Annotated in this window: 23 protein-coding genes and 1 other annotated feature (1 of these 24 cut by a window edge); all 23 genes read right to left on the bottom strand. The window is 39.0% G+C overall.

The window, feature by feature from the left end; all coding sequences use genetic code 11:
- Nucleotides 1–61, bottom strand: a binding site (T-box leader); it reaches 168 nt to the left of the window's first position.
- 47 nt (nt 62–108) lie between these two features.
- The 23 genes from HNQ85_RS04825 to HNQ85_RS04715 all read right to left on the bottom strand — a co-directional run bounded on the left by HNQ85_RS04825 (nt 109) and on the right by HNQ85_RS04715 (nt 21,478).
- Nucleotides 109–621, bottom strand: coding sequence for a DivIVA domain-containing protein (locus HNQ85_RS04825; RefSeq protein ID WP_181536632.1), 513 nt, complete (start codon nt 619–621; stop codon nt 109–111).
- An 83-nt stretch (nt 622–704) separates the two neighbouring features.
- Nucleotides 705–1,478, bottom strand: coding sequence for a YlmH family RNA-binding protein (locus HNQ85_RS04820; protein WP_181536631.1), 774 nt, complete (start codon nt 1,476–1,478; stop codon nt 705–707).
- 70 nt (nt 1,479–1,548) lie between these two features.
- A complete protein-coding gene (locus HNQ85_RS04815; protein ID WP_181536630.1) occupies nt 1,549–1,818 on the bottom strand; it encodes a YggT family protein in 270 nt (89 codons plus the stop codon).
- A gap of 6 nt (nt 1,819–1,824) precedes the next feature.
- Nucleotides 1,825–2,265: a cell division protein SepF gene (locus tag HNQ85_RS04810; protein ID WP_181536629.1), complete on the bottom strand. Its 441-nt coding sequence runs from the start codon at nt 2,263–2,265 to the stop codon at nt 1,825–1,827.
- A gap of 18 nt (nt 2,266–2,283) precedes the next feature.
- Complete coding sequence (locus HNQ85_RS04805; RefSeq protein ID WP_181536628.1) at nt 2,284–2,958, bottom strand: YggS family pyridoxal phosphate-dependent enzyme; 675 nt, start codon at nt 2,956–2,958, stop codon at nt 2,284–2,286.
- Complete coding sequence (pgeF, locus tag HNQ85_RS04800; RefSeq protein WP_181536627.1) at nt 2,959–3,789, bottom strand: peptidoglycan editing factor PgeF; 831 nt, start codon at nt 3,787–3,789, stop codon at nt 2,959–2,961.
- Between the two features lie 129 nt (nt 3,790–3,918).
- Complete coding sequence (locus tag HNQ85_RS04795) at nt 3,919–4,164, bottom strand: YlmC/YmxH family sporulation protein (protein WP_181536626.1); 246 nt, start codon at nt 4,162–4,164, stop codon at nt 3,919–3,921.
- Nucleotides 4,165–4,356: 192 nt separating this feature from the next.
- Entirely contained in the window at nt 4,357–5,136 is a 780-nt protein-coding gene (gene sigG / locus HNQ85_RS04790) for an RNA polymerase sporulation sigma factor SigG (protein WP_181536625.1), read from the bottom strand.
- A gap of 211 nt (nt 5,137–5,347) precedes the next feature.
- Nucleotides 5,348–6,067, bottom strand: a complete 720-nt coding sequence (sigE, locus tag HNQ85_RS04785) for an RNA polymerase sporulation sigma factor SigE (protein WP_181536624.1) — start codon at nt 6,065–6,067, stop codon at nt 5,348–5,350.
- 46 nt (nt 6,068–6,113) lie between these two features.
- Nucleotides 6,114–7,040, bottom strand: coding sequence for a sigma-E processing peptidase SpoIIGA (gene spoIIGA, locus HNQ85_RS04780; protein WP_181536623.1), 927 nt, complete (start codon nt 7,038–7,040; stop codon nt 6,114–6,116).
- Nucleotides 7,041–7,283: 243 nt separating this feature from the next.
- Nucleotides 7,284–8,432 (bottom strand): cell division protein FtsZ, encoded by a 1,149-nt coding sequence (gene ftsZ / locus HNQ85_RS04775; RefSeq protein WP_181536622.1) that lies wholly within the window; start codon nt 8,430–8,432, stop codon nt 7,284–7,286.
- 27 nt (nt 8,433–8,459) lie between these two features.
- Entirely contained in the window at nt 8,460–9,740 is a 1,281-nt protein-coding gene (gene ftsA, locus HNQ85_RS04770) for a cell division protein FtsA (protein WP_181536621.1), read from the bottom strand.
- A 113-nt stretch (nt 9,741–9,853) separates the two neighbouring features.
- Nucleotides 9,854–10,216 (bottom strand): small basic family protein, encoded by a 363-nt coding sequence (locus HNQ85_RS04765; protein ID WP_181536620.1) that lies wholly within the window; start codon nt 10,214–10,216, stop codon nt 9,854–9,856.
- A 4-nt stretch (nt 10,217–10,220) separates the two neighbouring features.
- Nucleotides 10,221–10,937, bottom strand: a complete 717-nt coding sequence (locus HNQ85_RS04760) for a DUF881 domain-containing protein (protein ID WP_246326785.1) — start codon at nt 10,935–10,937, stop codon at nt 10,221–10,223.
- A gap of 38 nt (nt 10,938–10,975) precedes the next feature.
- A complete protein-coding gene (locus tag HNQ85_RS04755) occupies nt 10,976–11,683 on the bottom strand; it encodes a DUF881 domain-containing protein (RefSeq protein ID WP_181536619.1) in 708 nt (235 codons plus the stop codon).
- Nucleotides 11,664–12,455, bottom strand: coding sequence for a cell division protein FtsQ/DivIB (locus tag HNQ85_RS04750; RefSeq protein ID WP_181536618.1), 792 nt, complete (start codon nt 12,453–12,455; stop codon nt 11,664–11,666). Before HNQ85_RS04750 ends, HNQ85_RS04755 begins: the two co-directional genes overlap by 20 nt.
- 180 nt (nt 12,456–12,635) lie before the next feature.
- On the bottom strand, nt 12,636–13,544 hold the full coding sequence (murB, locus tag HNQ85_RS04745) for a UDP-N-acetylmuramate dehydrogenase (protein WP_181536617.1): 909 nt from the start codon (nt 13,542–13,544) through the stop codon (nt 12,636–12,638).
- Between the two features lie 260 nt (nt 13,545–13,804).
- On the bottom strand, nt 13,805–14,905 hold the full coding sequence (gene spoVE, locus HNQ85_RS04740) for a stage V sporulation protein E (RefSeq protein WP_181536616.1): 1,101 nt from the start codon (nt 14,903–14,905) through the stop codon (nt 13,805–13,807).
- A 297-nt stretch (nt 14,906–15,202) separates the two neighbouring features.
- Complete coding sequence (gene murD / locus HNQ85_RS04735; protein ID WP_409994119.1) at nt 15,203–16,543, bottom strand: UDP-N-acetylmuramoyl-L-alanine--D-glutamate ligase; 1,341 nt, start codon at nt 16,541–16,543, stop codon at nt 15,203–15,205.
- Between the two features lie 15 nt (nt 16,544–16,558).
- On the bottom strand, nt 16,559–17,533 hold the full coding sequence (mraY, locus tag HNQ85_RS04730) for a phospho-N-acetylmuramoyl-pentapeptide-transferase (RefSeq protein WP_181536614.1): 975 nt from the start codon (nt 17,531–17,533) through the stop codon (nt 16,559–16,561).
- Nucleotides 17,527–17,976, bottom strand: coding sequence for a hypothetical protein (locus HNQ85_RS04725; RefSeq protein ID WP_181536613.1), 450 nt, complete (start codon nt 17,974–17,976; stop codon nt 17,527–17,529). Before HNQ85_RS04725 ends, mraY begins: the two co-directional genes overlap by 7 nt.
- Nucleotides 17,970–19,442: a UDP-N-acetylmuramoyl-L-alanyl-D-glutamate--2,6-diaminopimelate ligase gene (locus tag HNQ85_RS04720; protein ID WP_181536612.1), complete on the bottom strand. Its 1,473-nt coding sequence runs from the start codon at nt 19,440–19,442 to the stop codon at nt 17,970–17,972. Before HNQ85_RS04720 ends, HNQ85_RS04725 begins: the two co-directional genes overlap by 7 nt.
- Before the next feature lie 95 nt (nt 19,443–19,537).
- Complete coding sequence (locus HNQ85_RS04715; protein WP_181536611.1) at nt 19,538–21,478, bottom strand: stage V sporulation protein D; 1,941 nt, start codon at nt 21,476–21,478, stop codon at nt 19,538–19,540.
- Nucleotides 21,479–21,487 lie beyond the last annotated feature (9 nt).

Raw genomic sequence — 21,487 nt, 5'->3', positions numbered from 1 at the left:
CCATCCTTGGCTCGCTGAAATAAGCTTTTGAAAGAACTACTGTCCCTTTCATCGTCTAGGTTATATCCTTTTTGTACTCGTTATTATATGTGAAAAAAGGAATTTTCGTCAAGATTGGCTCGATTCTTCAAACTCTTCTTCATTGATCTCTTTTACTTCATATTCCAATAAATGATTCCAATCATCGTTATTTAACATTTCAAGCTGAGCTTCAATAAGCATACGAAAGCGAGTGCGGAACACTTTAGATTGTCGTTTTAATCCCTCGATTTCAAGAGCAATTTTTCGAGATTTGGCCAGCGCCTCGCTAATGATGCGATCTGCATTTTTTTCCGCTTCCTTAATAATAAGTTTTGCTTCCTTTTGGGCATTTCGTTTTACTTCTTCTGCTGCCTCTTGGGCAATTAAAATCGATTTATTTAAAGTTTCCTCGATATTTGTAAAATAGTTTAGCTTCTCGGTTAACTCTGCTACTTTTTCCTCAAGCTGTTTTTTTTCACGAATAACCATTTCATAATCTTTAATCACTTGATCGAGGAACTCATTGACTTCATCTTCATCATAGCCACGAAAGCCTTTACTAAACTCTTTATTATGAATATCTAATGGTGTTAAAGGCACAAGTGCCACCTCCATTGAAATGATCTGCTTCATTTTATATGATATCATTCGACATCTTTCACGCAATTCCTGCTATTTTTCGATTATTTTTGTTTTCCTACCCGCACCCGCCATTTCTCTTTTTTCGTTTTACCGTCAATGGAAAAAATTTTGCAGCGTCCAAAGCCTCGTGCCGATAATGTATCTCCTTCTTTACATTCAAAATGAGGCTCTTCAGTAATTTTCCAATTCACTTTGACTAATCCGTTTTCAATTAATAGCTGTACTTTTTGGCGGGAAACGTGAAAAATTTGCGCCAACACGGCGTCTAGTCGCAATGAAGAAACGGTAATCGTTTCCTCGAACCATTGTTCTTCAAGTTGTACAATATTGTCAAGAGTTAGCTGCTCAAGAGAAATTTTCGTTCTTCCAACTGTATCAAAATTTAGCTGAATATAAGAGGCAACATCTTTGGCGACAATAAATTGTATCCTTTCTCCTTTTATAAGAATATCGCCAAATTTTGCTCTTTTAAGTCCAAGAGACATCAGGGATCCAAGTACTTGTCGATGTTCAAGAGACACGAATTTATGAGGATATTTAATTTCAAAAAGAGTGAGTTCAAACTCTTCCTGTTTCGGCTCAAAATACTCAGGATACAATAATGCCCTTTTTCGCTCGACAAAAGATGCTCCGCCGAAAAAAGAAAGCTTGACTTCAGAATCATTTCCGACGACTAACCGTACAATTTCTTGTTCACGCGGATCCAAAAAGTCTGTCAGTTTCGGTGCATACCATGTTTTCACAGATTCCCGCCACTGAAGCACTTGATCAAGAAAGTGATGCTCTTCTTTACGAAAATGCTGGTAAAGATTCATTTTATTCAACACCCAATAATTTAATGTTTATCCGATCATAAAGAAAGGAACCCTATTGTCGGATTCCCCGCTATCCTAAATTCAACATATCAAAAAGCGCATATAAACCCCTTGTGGCAAAATTAAGAACTAAAATCGCTACAATCGGCGATATATCCAACATCCCGATAGGTGGAATAATGCGGCGAAATGGCTCTAAATACGGCTCACAAATATTGGCTAATATTTGCCCAAACTTCGTGTCCCGTGCATTCGGAAACCATGACATGAGAATGTACACGATTAATGCATAGGAGTAAACTTCAATAAGCAACACTAAAAACGAAAGCAAACTGTCCATGTAAAGTTACCACCTCTTGATTGATGATTCATCGTCAGAAACGATAGAAATAGAGCCTGTCACATCGACATTATCAGGTGTGCATAAAAAGATTTTCGTACCCACTTGCTGGATATCGCCGCCAATGGCGTATACCGTTCCACTTAAAAAATCAACAATGCGCTTAGCCTGATCGTGAGGAATGCGCTGAAGATTGACAACAACAGCTCGTCTACTTTTTAAATGATCAGCAATTTCTTGAGCCTCGGCATATGCTCTAGGTTCATATAATACAACCTTCGATGATTTTTGCACACTTTGCAAACTAACTACATTTTGTTTGCCCTGCCCTTTTTGCAAAGGCTTCGAAATTTCCTCCTCCTCTTCCTCCTCAAAATACTCTTCCTCATAGTCATCATATTCTTCCTCGTCTAAAAAATAGTTTTTAAATTTTTTAATAATGCCCATATTTCGTTCACCTCCAAATCATTCTTTTCCCACTAATGACGTACCTAATCGAATAAATGTCGCACCTTCTTCAATAGCAATGATATAGTCATTTGACATTCCCATTGAAAGCTCTGTACATGGAGCATAAGGAATATGTAATGCCTGTATTTCTTCCTGTAATTTCTTTAATCCGCGAAAACAGCGGCGAATGTCTTGCTCATTATCTGTAAATGGTGCCATTGTCATTAGTCCAACTACGATAATATTTGGAAACTCTTTGAGCTTTTCAATAAATGGAATCACTTCTTGTGGCGGCAAGCCGTGTTTTGATTCTTCCCCTGATACATTCACTTGCACGAAACATTTCACTGGCTTGGTCGCCCGCTTTTGAATCTCCTCAGCAAGCGATAATCGATCAAGGGAATGAAGATAATCGATTTTATCAATCACATTTTTCACTTTGCGAGACTGGAGCGTGCCAATAAAATGCCATGTTGGTTCGTTTCCTAATGCTTCGTATTTTTGCAAAAATCCTTCATCTCGATTTTCTCCAAAATCCGTAATACCGGCCATATACGCTTCTTTAGCACGCTCAATGCTCACATATTTCGTTACAGCAATAATGCGAATGTCCGCTGGATTGCGCCCAACACGTTCACACGCTTCAACGATATTTTTTTTAATTGCTGCTAAATTGGCGCTAACAGACATTCACTCTTCCTCCTTCCTGCCGATAAAACTCATCATCCGACCTGTTTTTCCTTTATCGCGTCGATGAGAGAAAAATAACTCTCCAGCACAACTTGTGCAATATTCGCTTACAATAATATTTTGTTTCGGAATGCCCGCTTTTAATAGCAATCGCCTATTTAACTCTTTTAAATCGAGCGCATATTGCCCCTTGCTCGTTTCTTGATAAAGATGATATGCTGAATCTTCTACAACTTTTTTCACTAAATCGATAACACGATCGTCAACGATATAACAGCACTTGCCAATGGATGGGCCAATCGCTGCGTAAATGTCGGCATGATGAACTTTTTCCTTCTCTACCCAAAGACGAACCATTTCGCCTGCGATGTTTTTTACGCTCCCTTTCCATCCTGCATGAGCAATACCAATAAGTTCATACTTCGGTGCAAAAAAATAGAGAGGTACACAATCAGCAAAGCAAAGTGCCAATAAAATGTTTGCTTCATTTGTATATAGTCCATCAGCACCAGCTATTGCTGTATCATAATGAAAAACTCCTTTGCCACAATCATTGTTATTTACTTTCTCAATTCGATTATCATGTATTTGCTCGCTACACACCCATTTTTCCATCGGAAACTCTAATACTTCAGCAAGTTTTTGGCGGTTTAACCGAACATCATCTGCATCATCATGAACGTGTAGCCCAAGATTTAAACCAGTAAATTCTCTTTTACTGTAGCCACCCTTCTTTGTCGTAAAACCGACGACCAGCTGCGGCATCATGAAATGCCAAGCATCAAGAAAGAGAACTTCTTCATTACTTTTTTGTTGAAAAATCTCAGGCATGTTCTACATCCCTTTAACCGTATTTTGTAGATTTTTATCGCTTTTTTTCATATTTTATCACAGTTTGCTTAAATGTGATAATGATTATTGAACTATTTCTCAATTGGAAAGCGGTTTACTAAAAAATTTTTAATATGTTTCTTCATTGAAACGGACTAAAATGACATCTGTGCCAACTTTAACAATATTGCTCCAAGGAATGACTGTTTCTTCTTCCCTGCCGAATAGGCCAAGAATTTTTCCTGTTCTCAAAATAATAATTGCTTCAATATGCCCAGTTTGTAAATTAATATCAATATCGCCAATGTTTCCTAATTTCTTACCGTTCGCTACATTTACTACATCCTTTGATTGGAATTCTGAAATTTTTACCATCCGAATCCCTCGCTTTCATCATCTCTTATCTTTACTATATGATTGTCTTTCCACCATTCATGATTATATATTTGCACAAAAACAACAAGAGGCTGACCCATAAAATAAGTGTCCGACCTCACGCACATTCCAATATATATGTCCTATATATGGTGTTGCGGGGTCTGACACTTGGATTTCGGATCAACCTCATCACATTTGAATATTTTTATTCATTTGTCTGATCGCTGCTTTTTCTAAACGCGACACTTGCGCTTGGGAAATCCCAATTTCTTCAGCCACTTCCATTTGCGTCTTTCCTTGGAAAAAACGCTTTCTTATGATCATTTTTTCTCTTTCATTTAAACGTCGCAATCCTTCTTTCAAAGCGATTTCCTCAATCCATTGAGTATCGCGATTACGTTCATCGCTCAATTGGTCCATAACATAAATTGGATCGCCGCCATCATTATAAATTGGTTCAAAAAGGGAAACCGGGTCTTGAATGGCATCTAATGCAAAAACGACTTCTTCATGTGATATCCCCAGAACTTTGGCAATTTCTTCTGCTGTCGGCTCTTTTGATGTATCAGCTATTAGTTTTTCTCGTACTTGAAGCGCTTTATACGCAATATCCCTCAATGATCGTGAAACGCGAATCGGATTGTTATCACGTAAATAACGGCGAATTTCGCCAATAATCATCGGTACCGCATAAGTGGAAAATTTTACATTTTGACTTAAATCAAAATTATCAATTGATTTCATTAAGCCGATACAGCCGACTTGAAACAAATCGTCTACAAATTCTCCGCGGTTGTTAAATCGTTGAATGACACTTAAGACAAGCCGCAAATTCCCATTTACTAGCTTCTCCCTTGCTTCTAAATCCCCTGCTTGCATTCGTTTAAACAGTTCACGCATTTCTTCATTTTTCAATACTGGAAGTTTCGAAGTATCAACGCCGCAAATTTCAACTTTGTTTCTTGTCAAGTCTTTCCCTCCCATCAGGAGATGCTGTCAATTTTCAGTATCTCCTTAGGCGGAAAAAATATGCACAAGTCAAAAATTGAAAAAAGAGGCTGATCCAAGCAAAGTGTCATCTCCCCACAATCATCATTTATAAGACATACCCCCGAATAAAAAACGGTATATTGTGGATTGCGCGTGAGATCAGACACTTATGGATAAGCCCCTAGCCTGTTTACATCATCTTATTAAATTCTTTTCTCAACCTTTTAATAATTCGTTTTTCAAGCCGGGATATATAGGATTGTGAAATCCCTAACAAATCCGCGACATCTTTTTGTGTTTTTTCCTCTCCACCAGAAAGGCCGAAACGAAGTTCCATGATTTGCTTTTCACGATCACTTAACTGATGAAGAGCATTCATTAACAAATTGCGATCAACATTTGCTTCAAGGTCTTTTGTTATGATATCCTCTTCTGTTCCTAATACATCGGATAAAAGTAATTCATTTCCATCCCAATCAATATTCAGTGGTTCATCAAATGATACTTCAGCTCTTACTTTGTTGTTGCGTCGCAAATACATTAATATTTCATTTTCAATGCAACGTGATGCATATGTAGCAAGTTTAATTTTTTTCTCAGGATTAAATGTATTAACTGCTTTAATTAAGCCGATGGTTCCAATACTAATGAGGTCTTCAATATTAATTCCCGTATTTTCAAACTTCCGTGCAATATACACTACTAAGCGCAAATTTCGTTCAATTAACATAGAACGCGCCGTCTCGTCACCAGACGGAAGTTTCTGCAGCAACAACTCTTCTTCCTCTTTTGTCAGCGGTGGTGGCAATGCTTCACTTCCACCAATATAGTATATTTCATCCGTCTTTAATCCTAATTTCATTAACAATTTATACCATAAATAAGTAATGCGTAACTTTAATGTTTTCATTGAAATCCCCCTTCTAAGTTTGAGAATAAATGAGTATGATATAGTATCACGAAGCTGTTAGAACTTTTGCGGTTTGTACCATTTTCGGATGGACGATGCATTGATATTCCCCGTCTGTTGATAAGTTAGACTCATTCAATCCGATCAAACCTCTTGTTACTTCAAGCCATTGATTTTCATAGTGAATCATAATCTTATCTGGTTTGAGGGCTAATAAGAATTGCTGCTCTTTGCCAACAACACGATAAGGAATAATACGCAAACGATGATGCCATTTTTCCATATCTTTTTCCTCTGTAAAATTAAACACATGAGCCAACGTAAAGTTTTCAATAATGGACTGTGGAAGTATTTGTTTCAATTCATTCATGTCGACAATCATTACCGGTGTTTTTGTAATTGGATCGTATAATTGATTTCCGCTGTCAATTAGCCCTTTCAGAGCGATCTTAACCTCATCTAAAGTGATTACTACATCTATGATGTTATCAAAACGAAGCTTTTTTTCCTGAATCCCGTCAATACGTTTGTGTGAAAAAAACCATAATGTTGGAAATCCCAGCAAGACAAATAACCAACTGACAGGATCCCCTACTCCTGTAGAAGAAGTGATTATTGCTCCTGCTGTTGCGCTAAGATCATTCTGCAGCAAGTTGTGAAGCGCAATCATTCCCCCTCCAATCATAAAAGTCGCAAAATAAAAGGTAAGCAAGTTTTCTATAAAATAGCGAAATCTCTTAAATCCAAAAGAAGCAATGACGATAAAAAATGAAAACAATAGTTTTATAAACGGATGAGATACATACAATGAAAAGGGGGTAAACATAAACAGGACAAGTAAAGAGCCGATGAGTGCACCTAAAACAATACGCCATAAAACAATTTGTCTTTTCAACATAATCGCAGTTAGCCAAAGCAGCAAACTATCAAAACATACGTTAAGAAACCAAATAACATCTAAATATATAGACAACTTCTTGCCTCCTTTAAAAATGGACGCCAATAGATAATGTCTAAAAATAGTATATAGTACATCTTATTGGAAAGTCTGTCAGTTCATGCTGATAAAAAAAGGAATTTTTTTAGAAATTTTGTCAATAATTTGAGGGGACAATAGGCAGAAAAACAAAAAAGCATGAATCATAATGATTCATGCTTTTTGTACAGAAGTTTGTTCGCTAACTTTAACGTTAGGCGCTCGCTTCCGTTTTTCTTATTAACGGCGACGGTTGCGGTTGCGCAAGAAAGCTGGGATATCTAGCGGATCTTCTACTTGTTGTGTTCGCAGCGATGAATAATCTTGAATTGGTTCTTCACGTTTTTCCCGCTTAATCCCTGCCGTTGTTGTCGTTGTTTTCACATTTGCTACACCAAAACCTGTCCGCAACGGCTTTGATTGAGGGGCTTCACTTTCTTCTTTGAATCCAGTTGCAATGACCGTAACAACAATTTCATCTTTTAAATTTTCATTGATAACAGATCCGAAAATCATGTTCACTTCTGGGTCAGAAGCAGAGGCAACAATGTCAGCAGCTTCTTGCACTTCATATAAGCTCAAGTTTGTACCACCAGTAATGTTCATTAACACGCCTTGCGCGCCATCAATCGATGTTTCTAATAATGGGCTTGAAATGGCTTTTTTTGCCGCCTCTGCTGCACGGTTTTCTCCACTAGCAATACCGATTCCCATTAATGCTGAACCTTTATTGGACATAATCGTCTTGACATCAGCAAAGTCAAGGTTAATTAAACCAGGCACAGCAATTAAATCAGAAATACCTTGCACACCTTGACGAAGGACATTATCTGCTTCACGGAATGCTTCAAGCATCGGTGTGTTTTTATCAACAATTTCTAACAAGCGGTCATTTGGGATCACAATTAACGTATCAACCGCTTCTTTCATTGCAGCAATTCCACCTGCTGCTTGTGTCGCACGTTTACGTCCTTCAAATGTAAATGGCCGCGTAACGACCCCTACCGTTAATGCCCCTAAATCGCGGGCTATTTGGGCAATGACTGGAGCGGCACCTGTTCCTGTTCCGCCTCCCATTCCAGCTGTTACAAAGACCATATCTGCACCTTTCAATGCTTCTTCAATTTGTTCTTTGCTTTCTTCAGCCGCCTTTTTGCCCACTTCTGGATTGGCCCCTGCACCTAAACCGCGCGTTAATTTCGCACCAATTTGAAGTTTAGTAGGTGCTTTTGATAAATTGAGTGCCTGCGCATCTGTATTTACCGCAATAAATTCAACGCCTTGTACACCGTGTTCAATCATTCGGTTAACAGCGTTATTACCACCGCCGCCAACACCTATAACTTTAATCGTTGCCATCTGATCAACAGTAGTGTCAAACTCCAACATGACGAAATCCTCCCAATAATTCAATCTCTATTCAAAGAAATAACCTAAGAATTTTTTTACTTTTTGTCCTAAGTTTTCTTCTTTCACTTTTTGTTTTGTTTTCACTTGAGGTTGTTTTTGCACTCGCTTTTCCGCCGATTCTGCTACAGAAGCAGAAGCAGGAATTGCACGCCCCTGCAGCTTTGCATTTTTATATGCAAATTTAATTAAGCCGACTCCTGTCGTATATTGTGGATCGCGTACCCCAATATAATCTGGGAGAGCAATGCGCACACTATTAGCTAACACAACTTGGGCTAGCTCTAATATTCCTGGCATGTTCGCAACCCCACCTGTCAGCACATAACCTCCAGGTAAGTCGCGATAACCAAGCTTACGAATTTCATGTTGAACCATTTGAAAAATTTCTTCAAGTCTTGCCTCAATAATATCAGCAACTTCAAGCTGGCTAAACTGTTGATGCTGATCAGTACCAATAATTGGGACACTAAACAATTCCTCATCTGAAGCAAGATCATAAAAAGCATGTCCATACTTAATTTTAATCTTTTCTGCATCTTCTGTTGAAGTTCGTAAGCCGATTGATAAATCTTTTGTGATATGATCACCACCAATCGGCAAAACTGTTGTCGCCTGAAGAAAGCCTTGTTCAAACACCGCAATCGTTGTTGAGCCGCCTCCAATGTCGACTAAAGCTACACCTAGGTTTTTTTCATCTTTTGACAATGCAAGAGAACCAGCCGCCAGTGGTTGAAGGCAAATATCGGTAATTTCCAATCCAGCTCTCTCTACACAGCGTAACAAGTTATGTAATATCGTTTTAGAAGCGGTAATAATAGTGCCTTCCATCTCTAAACGAACACCGAGCATTCCGCGTGGGTCATTAATCCCATCGAGACCATCAACAATAAACTGCTTCGGTATGACATCAATGATCTCTCGCTCTGGTGGAATCGAAATCACTTGAGCGGCTTCAATCACTCGCGCTACATCCTCATCGCTAATTTCCCGGTTCTCACTAGAAACAGCAACTATTCCATGGCAATTTTGCAATTGAATATGGTTGCCTGACACCCCGACAACAACGCGGCGAATATCAAGCCCGACCATTCTTTCAGCCTGTTCAATCGCTCTTTTAATCGATTGAACCGTTTCATCTATATCAACAATAGAACCTTTTTTTAATCCTTCCGATTTAACATTTCCTACTCCAATAATATTCAATGATTCGTTCATCATTTCGCCGATAATTACCTTAACACTGGATGTACCAATGTCGAGGCTAACAAATATTTCATTACTGTTCATCTTTGGCACCTCCTTTAACCAAATAAGCAAAAACATCTATCATAGAACAACAATCGTATGTATCGTATTTTACTGTTATATTCAACATATGGACAGCATTCCCTTTAAAAAAATCAATTTTTTTCAAATCTCTGGCGTTTTTCCATCCATTTTGTAAGCAAAATACGGCGAATGACAGCAATATTTTGGAACAATCGAACTCCAAAAGCAAACACCGCTGCTAAGTACAAGTCTACACCAAGATGGACACCGAGAAAAGCTAAACTTGCTGCTAAAATAATATTAAAGAAAAAGCCAGATACAAACACATGTTGATCGTAAACATTTTGTAAATGTGCCCGAATTCCACCAATTAGTGTATCTAACGCAGCTAATACGGCAATGGACAAATAGTTGGTATATTCGTCAGGCACTCGTATATCTGTTAATAAACCCCAAATTAATCCTACAATTAAGCCGATGAGTGGAAGCCACATGTTATTATTCCTCCTTTTCGGCTTTTACGGTTTTCATGTAGCGAATGTGCAATGAATCATTATAAGGCGGTATAACTACGTTGCTCATTGGTTGCGATATTTCTAGCTGTAAACCTTCGATCCCAAAATCCTCAAGCACAGTCGATCCTTTCAAACGGTTATACAACTTTTCTGCATCTTCTGCAATCACCTTTATTTGTATTGGAAAAGAATTGATTTTATAGTTATCAACTTTTGTTATCCCGTTTACATCGCGTATCACTGTCGTATTAATGATGCGTTGGTCAGCAATCGCAACTTCTTCAGCACCGTACATATTTAGTTCATTCATTAATCTTTTAAGCAAGTATGGCGAAACCGTCTGTATAACAGGACCTACATAGTTTTCAGCATAAAACGGCTGAAGAGTGATGATGACCCCCTGTCCGCGAACTTCTGTAAGCCCTGCTTCCTTTCTTAACTCCTCTACTGTTTCCCGCAACGCGTTTTCCTTGCTTTCAGCACGCTTTTGCTGATAGCTTTCAAGAGTTGTCTCATAAGTGCGAATTTCTTCTAGAAGCTGGCGTTGCAATTCTTGCTCTTTTTTTAAATCTTCCCGAAGCTCCCACATATCTCTCGTATCCCGGACAACAGGATGGTTCGTTGTTTGAAACTGCACTGCAAGCATAAATCCAATAATCGTTGTAATGACAGTAAAATGTATCTTTTTCTTACGTTCCAATAAACATCACCAAACTTTCATCAAAGCCGTTGCCATTATCAGCCATTGTTTACATTAATAATTGGTTCTAATATCATTTCATCTTTCCTAGCAATTTTCACAATGATATTATCGTTAACAAGCTGATCCTTTACCCCGCCTGCAATATTTAATGCTGGAATGAGAACATCCGGATCGCCAATCGCTGAAATAACAAAAGGAGCCGGATGTTGATTTCCATCAATTTCAATAGTTGGACCGTTGCAAACAATGTACGAACGATGCGATAGGCGCTGACCATTCACAGCAACGGCTGATGCTCCGGAAATTAATAGTTCATTAATGACACTGAAAACATGCTCTTCATGTACAATATAGTCCGTAGCATTGGCTTCAGAAGGAATATAAGAGGCGTCCGATAACGTGACTTCCACTCCTTGCCCTTGAACTTGGACTTTCCCAAGATACATGCGTAATTTTTCTGCATCTTCGACTAAGTTATAATAAATTTGCTCCTCATTTGCCAGCTCTTTTTCTATTTCCTGCACTTTCTGCTGTTTTTTGACAAGTTCTTTATGTAATTTTCGATTTTTTTCCTGCTGCTCAATAATCTTATTGCGATACTCATACTCTTTCTGCCATTGCCGGTCGGTTAGCTTTCTTTCCTTCGTTTCTTCCTTCGCATATTGATAAGAAAAAGAAATCATAAAACCCAACACTAAACATACAAGGGAAAGGATGACATGATTACCTTGTATCTTCTTCATTGTCATCCCCTTCTTTCTTCTCGTTATCAGCCGGATAAGCTTTAAAGTAGTTGCTTACTTCCAGATGAATAACTCCCTTCACATTACGATCTAACTGACTTACAATCGATGGGTATAAAGACATTTTTTTCGCAAAATTTCGCACAGTTGCGCTTACTTCATATCCATCGTTCATAAATACAGTAAGATGATAATGGTCATGTTTCGTTGGCGTATGATGAATTTCGGAAATAGCATTCAACACATGTGAAGGGAGCTCCGTTAATTGCGCCACCATTTCTTGAATGTCTTCTCCCTCTTTCCAGTTGACTAATATCGGAGCATCGTTGGGCACAACACCTTGTACATCAGTTAAAACTACACCATTTTCTAAAACGGGGAGAAATTTTTGTTTATCAGAAATATAGGCTACTCTTTTTCGCTCTTTGATTAACAATATTATCTTGTTAGGAAAATGTTTTTGTAATTGAGCACTTGCAATTTCAGGGTGTGAACTCATTTTTTTTTCAATAATTTCATCCTTTACTTTCCAAAAGCTCGTCCGATTCGTAAGACCGCTTAATTCAATGATTTCTTTGTCAGAAATATGCTTATTTCCTTTTACTTCAATAGATTGAATATTGCTTAATGGTGATTGAAAATAAATGATACATAAAATAAGCATAAAAAAGAGCACAATATATCCAACTAATCTACGATTTGCTTTTTGTCTGCGCTGTTGTTTTAATTGCGGTACCCGCTCTTCAAGAACGACGACTTTGTTTTTTTTCAAATTCCGTTCACCCCATTTAGAGGGATACGTAACCGCTCACCTCTACATACCTTTTCATCTATTAAACAATAAAAACAAACGGCATGAATGAATGCCGTTAGTAAAACTTGTTCACCTAGTGTGAACAACCCACAACTTATATTATACCACAATATTTGAAAAAATAAGATTACATTTATATTACGTTCGACCGATTATTTCTACTTCCGTTTCTAAATGAATGCCATACGATTCATGAATAATGTTTTTTACATGTTGGATTAAGTTAAGAACATCTTCTGCTTTTGCATTTCCTGTATTAACGATAAAATTAGCGTGTTGTTCAGAAATTTTTGCTCCACCGATTGAATAGCCTTTTAACCCAGCTGTTTCAATTAACTTTCCTGCGTAATTTGGAAGCGGATTACGAAAGATACTGCCAGCACACGGGTAATTCCATGGTTGTGTCTCACGGCGATAATCTTTATTTTTTTGCATTTCAGCAACAATTTCCTCACGTTTTCCCTCTTTTAATTGCAATACAGCTGCGATGCAAATTCCCGGACGTTTACGCTGTAAAACGGATGTCCGATATGAAAACTCCATTTCTTCGTTTGAGAGCCATTCAATCGAACCATCTTCAAATAAAATTTGTGCTTTTTTCACGATTTTGGACATATCGGATCCATGCGCTCCTGCATTCATATAAACTGCACCGCCGACTGATCCTGGAATCCCTCCGGCAAATTCTAAACCTGATAATCCTTGTTTACTGATGACTGTTGCGAGTTTGATAAGAGAATATCCACCGCCAACTGTAACCTCTGTTCCATTAATCGAGAGATTGGCAAATCCATCACCAAGCTTAATGACAACTCCCTCAATTCCTAGATCGGAAACAAGCAAATTAGAACCTCGACCAATTGCACGCCACTTTACTCCATGTTTCCGAATAATCTCCATTGTTTTTTTTAAGCTTTCCACATCATTTGGTTCAACCAGTACATCAGCCGGACCGCCAATTTTTATCGTTGTATAATTCGCTAACGGTTCATTTCTTTTAACTTTTCCTACATTTGCATCCATTAATTCTCTTACAATCGCATCCATAACAACTTCCCCTTTCCTCTTTGAATACTATTAAGGAACTCTTTAATTCGACTTTTTATATAAATCGTATGTCATTGAATCATATCAAATATCATTTATAAAACAACACGATAAGGGTCTGACCCTAAAGAAAAGTGTCAGACCCCACAACACAATATATAGGATACAGTGTCGGATAAATAAACTATATGATTGTGTAATATGCGTAAGGTCAGACACTTGTGAGTCAGCCCCTTCGTACACTACTTTTTATTGGGCTATTAATATCTTGAATGGCGGCTAATGTTTAATAGCACCCCAATCGCCATTAACATCAATGTTAACGATGAGCCGCCATAACTAAGAAATGGCAACGTAATACCTGTTACAGGCATCAAACCAGTAACAACTCCAATATTAATCATAACTTGAATCGCAATCATCGAAATAATACCAATAGCAAGAAAGCTGCCGTATAAATCAGGGGCACCGAGAGCGATTCGTACCCCACGCCAAAGAAGAAGACTAAACAGAAGCAATACGAGTGAACCGCCGATAAAACCTAACTCTTCTGCTAAAATAGCAAAAATAAAGTCCGTTTGCGGCTCGGGCAAATAGAAAAATTTTTGTCTGCTTTGGCCAAGCCCTAAGCCAAACAGCCCCCCCGGTCCGATGGCATACAGTGATTGAATCATTTGAAATCCGCTTCCTAACGGATCTTCCCATGGATTTAAAAACGATGTAATCCTCTTAATCCGATAAGGCGCGGAAAGAACAAGGGCGGCAAACCCCATCAAACCTAACAAGCCTAAACCGACAAAATGGCTAATGCGGGCACCTGCCACAAAAATCATCGCAATACACGTGCCAACCATAACTGTTCCCGTTCCTAAATCCGGCTGCAGCATAATCATACCAAAGGCAGCAAATACGAGCATCAAAGCCGGCAGTAATCCTTGTTTAAAAGAGGTAATTTTCTTTTGATGCTCAGATAGAAACTTTGCCAAAAAGGCAATCATCGCTAATTTCATAAACTCTGATGGCTGAATCGAAAACGCTCCAACGCCAATCCAGCTACGCGATCCATTACGCACCATTCCAACTCCTGGAATAAGAACAAGAACGAGCAATACGAAGCAAACGATTAAAAGCACTTTCGCCCATGTTCGCCATGTCCAATAATCAACATTCATAATAAAAAACATCGCGATAATACCGACTAGAGCAAACAAAAGCTGTCTTTTCGCAAAAAAGAAAGAGTCATGGAACTTATATTCAGCCCAAACCGCACTTGCGCTGTACACCATGATTAGGCCAATCGCAAGCAAGAAAAACGTAATGATAATAAGCAGAATGTCAGGCGTAGACTTTTTTCCAGGCAATGCGGAACACCTCATCTTTATTAAACTGTAACAGGGGAGGGATCATGAGTGTTGATTATCCATTATTGTAACTACTTTCTCGGTGAGTCACGCTTTTCGGCCATGATACCCGAACGAGAACGCCGGCGGACAAATCCATTTGTCCGCAAAGCGTTCTCCGTTCGGGCTAGGTATGCGGACGCATGCCCGGTCAGCTAGCGTTTCGCTTAGCTGACTTCGGCAGAAAAGCTACTTAAATAAACCCGTTTCATCTGGATTTTATTGGTTAATCAACACACCTGATGGAGGGATGTCCCCTTACTTCAACTTATGCACCGCACCGATAAAAATGTCTCCTCTTTGCTCAAAAGTTTTATATTGATCCCAGCTTGCACAAGCCGGTGATAAAAGAATGATATCCCCTGGCTGTGACAATTCATAGGCAATTGGCACGGCTTTTTCCACATTATCGACATGTTCGATGATTTCTATTCCAGCCTCTTTTGCTACACGTTCCAGTTTGCGGGCTGTTTGTCCAAATAGAATCATTGCTTTTACATTTTTTAAATATGGAATTAGCTCGTCAAACTCATTTCCACGGTCTAGACCGCCAGCGAGTAGAATAATGGAGTCATTTTCAAACGCCGATAAAGCTTTTTGTGTTGCAAGTATATTAGTTGCTTTAGAATCATTGTAAAATTTACGTCCGTTTACTTCTATGACGAATTGCAGTCGATGTTTTACGCCTGTAAATGTTTTTAATACTCGAACAATTGCTTCATTGTCTACGCCTGTTAATTTGGCAGCAGAAATCGCTGCTAAAATGTTTTCTAAATTGTGCTTGCCCGGCAATGCAATATCTTTCGTTTCAATGATTTTTTCGCCGTTGAAATAGATTATGCCATTTTCAATCCAAGCACCGCTTTGTAAACGTTGCGTGGTTGAAAAAAATACCTTTTGTGCATCCGATGATTGGACAAGCTTCATGACCGTTTCATCATCCGCATTCACTACAGCGAAATCATCATTGGTTTGATTTTTAAAGAGATTTCCTTTGGCTTTAGCGTACTCTTCTTTTGTTCCATGATAGTCTAAATGCGCATTAAATATATTTAGCAATACAGAAATTTTTGGTTGAAAATCAATAATTCCCATCAATTGAAAGGAAGATAGCTCTGTCACAATCCAATTTTCGCTTGAAGCTTCCTTTGCGACCTCACAGGCTACCGTGCCGATATTTCCGGCAATTAACGGCTGTTTGCCGCCTTCCTTTAACATCTCATAAATTAATGTTGTCGTCGTTGTTTTTCCGTTTGAACCTGTAATGCCGATAAGCGGAGCTTCAGAAATTTGATACGCTAACTCCACTTCCGTTATGATCGGTATACCTTTCTCCATCGCTTTTGCAACAAGCGGATTATAATATGGAATTCCTGGATTTTTCACTATTAAGTCGAACGGTTCGTCCAAAAGTTCAAGCGGATGGCTGCCGCAAATGACGCGTATCCCCATTCTTTCTAAACTTTGTGCTGCCTCATTTTCCTCAAACGGCTTCTGATCATTGACCGTTACTTTTGCTCCTAACTCATGCAACAACTTCGCAGCAGCAAACCCGCTCTTTGCTAAACCAAGTATTAAGACATTTTTATTTTGATACATAGTCACCTTTTTCAATTAAATCCACACCTCGATATAAATTCCAAGCATTGCAAATAGTAAGCCGACTGCCCAAAATGTAACGACAACGCGCCACTCAGACCATCCAACTAGTTCGTAATGATGGTGCAATGGACTCATTTTGAACACTCGTTTTCCAGTCGTTTTAAATGAAATTACTTGGATAATCACAGATAATGTTTCAATGACAAACACACCGCCAATAATCACAAGCAAAATTTCTAATTTCGTCAAAATAGCAACCGTTGCGATGGCTCCGCCTAAAGCAAGTGATCCAGTATCCCCCATAAACACCTTAGCCGGATGTGCATTAAATACTAGAAATCCAAGGACAGCACCAACTACAGCAACACTAAAAATGGCAACGTCATACTGAGATTGATTCCAAGCCAAGACAGCATATGCTCCGAATGCAATCGCTGCCGTACCTGCTAGCAGCCCATCGAGACCGTCAGTTAAATTGACAGCATTCGAACCACCAACAAGCATAAAAATCATTAATAATATATAGCACCATCCTAAATCAAAAGTAAAGTCAACTCCTGGTATGCGGAGTTCAGTCGAAAAATCATTTTGCTGATAAACAAAATAAAAAATAAAGGCAATGATTAATTGGCCAAATAATTTTTGCTTACTAGTTAAGCCAAGATTTCGTTTCATGACAACTTTAATAAAATCGTCTAAAAATCCGAGCAGACCGTATCCAATCGTTACAAACAGCAATAAATAAGTTTGCACCGTAGGCTCAGCAAATTTATTTATCATTATGATTGTTGTAGCAATAATCGACAACAAAATCACAATCCCGCCCATTGTTGGGGTGCCTGATTTCTTTTGATGTGACTTTGGACCTTCTTCACGAATGCTTTGCCCAAACTTTAATCTTCTTAAGAAGGGAATAAATATCGGTGATAACAATACAGTAATTAAGAAAGCCATTGCAATGGTGAAAACAATTACTTGCTCTAGCACGACTGTCCCCTCCCTTCTTCTTGTAACCGTTGTTCAAGCTGTTTCAATACGTCTATTACAGCTATATCATATGAACGATTTTCTTCAATATGAGCCCCTTCCATATTTAAATAAAATCGGGTCATCTTTTCATTCTCCATTTCGTTAGATTGCAAATATGTTTCGACAATTTCTATTAATGCTTGAAGCGGGGAAGAAACGAAAAAAATAGGAAAATGATTTGGAACATAAGCCGGTAGCGGCACGTCCTTTTTCCAAAGTGCAGCAATTGCTCCATTTTCAATCGCCTGCTGCAGCTCTTTCTGTTCATATCGCAGCGGCACAAACAACCCTTTGGCTGCTGCTTGCAACGGGTGAACGAATAGATGGTGGAATTGAATAGTGTCATCCTCAATTCCACGCGTTACTGGAAACAACTTTTTTAAGAAGCGATACGTCAACATGATTCATTTCGCTCCTTAATGGCTTGACGCGCCACAAGCCGGTCATCAAATTCCAACACTTCGTTTCCAATAATTTGATACGTTTCGTGTCCTTTTCCGGCAATTAAAATGACATCCCCTTCTTGTGCGTGGAAAACGGCATAACGAATCGCTTCTTTTCTGTCAACGATGGAAATATATTGCTTTCCTTTCACGCCTTCCTCCATATCTTTCAAGATAGCGACCGGATCTTCAGAACGCGGATTATCAGAAGTAAAAATCGGTACATCTGCATAGTCAGCAGCGATGCGTGCCATAATTGGCCGCTTTGTACGATCGCGATCACCACCACAGCCAACAACAACATACACTTTTCGTTTAGCAAATTGCTTAATCGTTTTTAACACATTTTCTAAACTATCAGGAGTGTGAGCATAGTCAACAATGACGGTAAAATCTTGACCATTATCAACTACTTCAAACCGTCCTGCTACGCCCTTCATTTCTTCAATTGCCTCAACGATAGTAGCGAGTGGAACATTTGACACTAAACAAGCTGCCGTTGCTGCAAGGATATTATAGATGCTAAATTTGCCAATTAGTTTCGTCTTTACGCGAACCGTATCTAGTGGTGTCACAAGATCAAACGTTGTACCACTTGTTGTAATTTCGATATTTTTCGCCATAATATCGCTTTCTTGATCAATTCCATATGTAATTACTGTCGCAGCTGTACTTCTTTTATATTCGTTCGAAGCTGGGTCATCTTGATTAAGAACAGCAAACTTTGGTTTGTGATGGTCGAAACGGTTGCCTAATTGTGCAAATAACAGCCCTTTAGCCCAGCGATATTCATCCATTGTTCCGTGATAATCTAAATGGTCCTGCGTCAAATTAGTGAAAACAGCAACATCATAATCACACCCACGCACTCTTCCCATATGCAATGCATGCGATGATACTTCCATTACCGCAACATCGACATTTTCATCTACCATTTGCTTAAATGTTTTTTGCAGGACAAGAGATTCCGGTGTCGTATTTTTCACATCATACGTTTGATCGCCAATTTTAATATTGATAGTCCCGATCAGTCCCGTCTTCTTGTTAGCGCGGCGAAAAATATGCTCAATCATATGAGTCGTTGTTGTTTTTCCATTTGTGCCCGTCACACCAATTAAATGTAATTTATGTGTCGGCTGACCGTAAAAAATATCTGCAAGAACAGCCATTGCTCTTTTGCTATCTTTGACGATGATGACTGGCACATCTACCTCAATTTCTCGTTCAGCAATAATTGCTACCGCCCCATTTTCGACAGCTTGTTGTGCAAAATCGTGCCCATCAACTGTAAACCCTTTAATACAAATAAATAAAGAGCCTCGTTTTACTTCACGCGAATCCATCTCGATCGATGTAATTGTCGGATTCTCGCCAACATATGTTGTAAAATCATGTAAATAAGAAAGCAACGATTGTAATTTCATCGCACTCATTCCTCTCGCTTTGCTTCTTTAATTTAACGGTTTAACCATTATATCATAACAGAAAAAGAAGCCATGAGGGTTATTTTCCTCTAGGCTTATCTTTCCGATAAATCAGCATTCTTCGCTCCTAAATAGACGCGAATCGTCGCTCCTTCTTTTACCTTTACACCTGCTTGCGGAGCTTGTTCAATAACCGTTTCTCCTTCTCCACTAACATCTAATTTTAAGTTAAAAAGCTGCTGTTGCAAGTCTTTTTTTGTTAGGCCAATTAAATTCGGAACTGTTACAACTTTCGGATCATTCCACGCTCTTTCTTTCTCAAGTTGCTTTTTACGTGGTTCCACTCCTAAAGCGTGAAGACTATCCCCCATAATTTTTCCTACTATTGGAGCAGAAACTACTCCACCAAATTGCACTGTTCCTTTTGGATTATCGACCGCAACATAAACAACAAGTTGTGGATTATCCGCCGGTGCAAAGCCGATGAATGATACAATATGATTATTTTCTAAATACCGTCCATTTTGTGCTTTTTGCGCTGTTCCTGTCTTTCCTCCAACACGGTATCCTTCAACAAATGCCCCTTTTCCTGTTCCTTGGGCAACCACACTCTCAAGCGCATATCTTACTTGCTTGGACGTTTCCTCGGAAATAACACGGCGCTTCACTTTTGGCGTGTTGCGGCTTACGACCTCACCTGTAACAGGATCGACCCACTCTTTTGCAATATATGGCGTATACAAAATTCCGCCGTTAATCGCTGCAGAAACGGCAGCAACTTGCTGAATCGGCGTAACAGAAACTCCTTGACCAAATGCAGTCGTTGCCTGTTCCACAGGGCCAACACGATTCATATCAAACAAAATTCCTTTTCCTTCCCCTTGTAAATCAATGCCCGTTTTCTCCCCAAAACCGAAATCTCTAATATATTTAAACAGCGTTTCTTTTCCTAATCGCTCGCCTAATTCGACAAAGCCTGGGTTGCATGAATTTTGAACAACTTCAAGAAAGCTTTGATGACCATGCCCTCCTCTTTTCCAGCAGCGAAGAGTAGCTCCTGCTACTTTGGCATATCCAGGGTCATAAAAATGGTCTCTTAATAAATCTACTTTTTTCTCCTCTAACGCAGCAGCCAGAGTAATAATCTTAAAGGTAGAACCAGGCTCATATGTGCTCCAAACGGGTAAATTACGGTTAAAAATCTCCGGTGGGACATTGCGATAGTTTGCCGGGTCAAAATCCGGGCGGCTTGCCATCGCTAATATTTCGCCATTGTTTGGATTCATAGCGATAGCTATAATGCCATCAGGGTTATATTTCGCTACAGCAATGTCCAACTCCCGCTCGACGATGGTTTGTACGCGCGTATCAATCGTTAATCGTAAGTTCAAGCCGTCCGTCGGCGGTGTATAATTATCAGCCATATTCGGCATTCTCTTACCTTTAGCATCAGAATAAAATTGCACGGAACCTTTTTTCCCACTCAGTTCTTTATCATAATAAAGTTCCAGCCCTGTCAATCCTTGATTATCAATGCCAGTAAAACCTAATACGTGAGATAAATAACTGCCAAATGGGTAATATCTCTTAGAATCTTCGGCAATATAAACTCCTTTTAGACCAAGCGCGCGAATTTCTGTTGCTTTTTCATGGGAAATTTTTCGCCCTTCAGGATGAATCCGTTCTATTAAAGTTCGTTTGGTTACATGCTTGTATGCTTTTTCGACCGGCATATTCAATACTTTTGCCAGCTTCTCTGCTACTTCCGTAGGATTTTCAATTTGCCGCGGTACAACATACACGGTCGGAGCGCTCATATTCGTAGCAAGCGGAATATTATTTCGATCCAAAATTTCTCCTCGCTCTGGTTCAAACGGAATATTTCGGCTCCACGAGTTTTTCGCTTCTTCCGTTAGCATCTTTCCAAGTACAAATTGTACATATCCAAGTCGAATATCAATAATGGTAAAAATAAGAAATCCAATCAATAACACAATCATTAGGCGTTTTCGAACGGTGACGTGTGAAACGCGCATATAGCAGAA

Origin of the sequence: [Anoxybacillus] calidus (genome assembly GCF_013760845.1) — a bacterium.
Taxonomy (GTDB): Bacteria; Bacillota; Bacilli; order Bacillales; family Anoxybacillaceae; genus Paranoxybacillus; species Paranoxybacillus calidus.
This window is presented reverse-complemented; position numbering and strand designations above follow the sequence as displayed.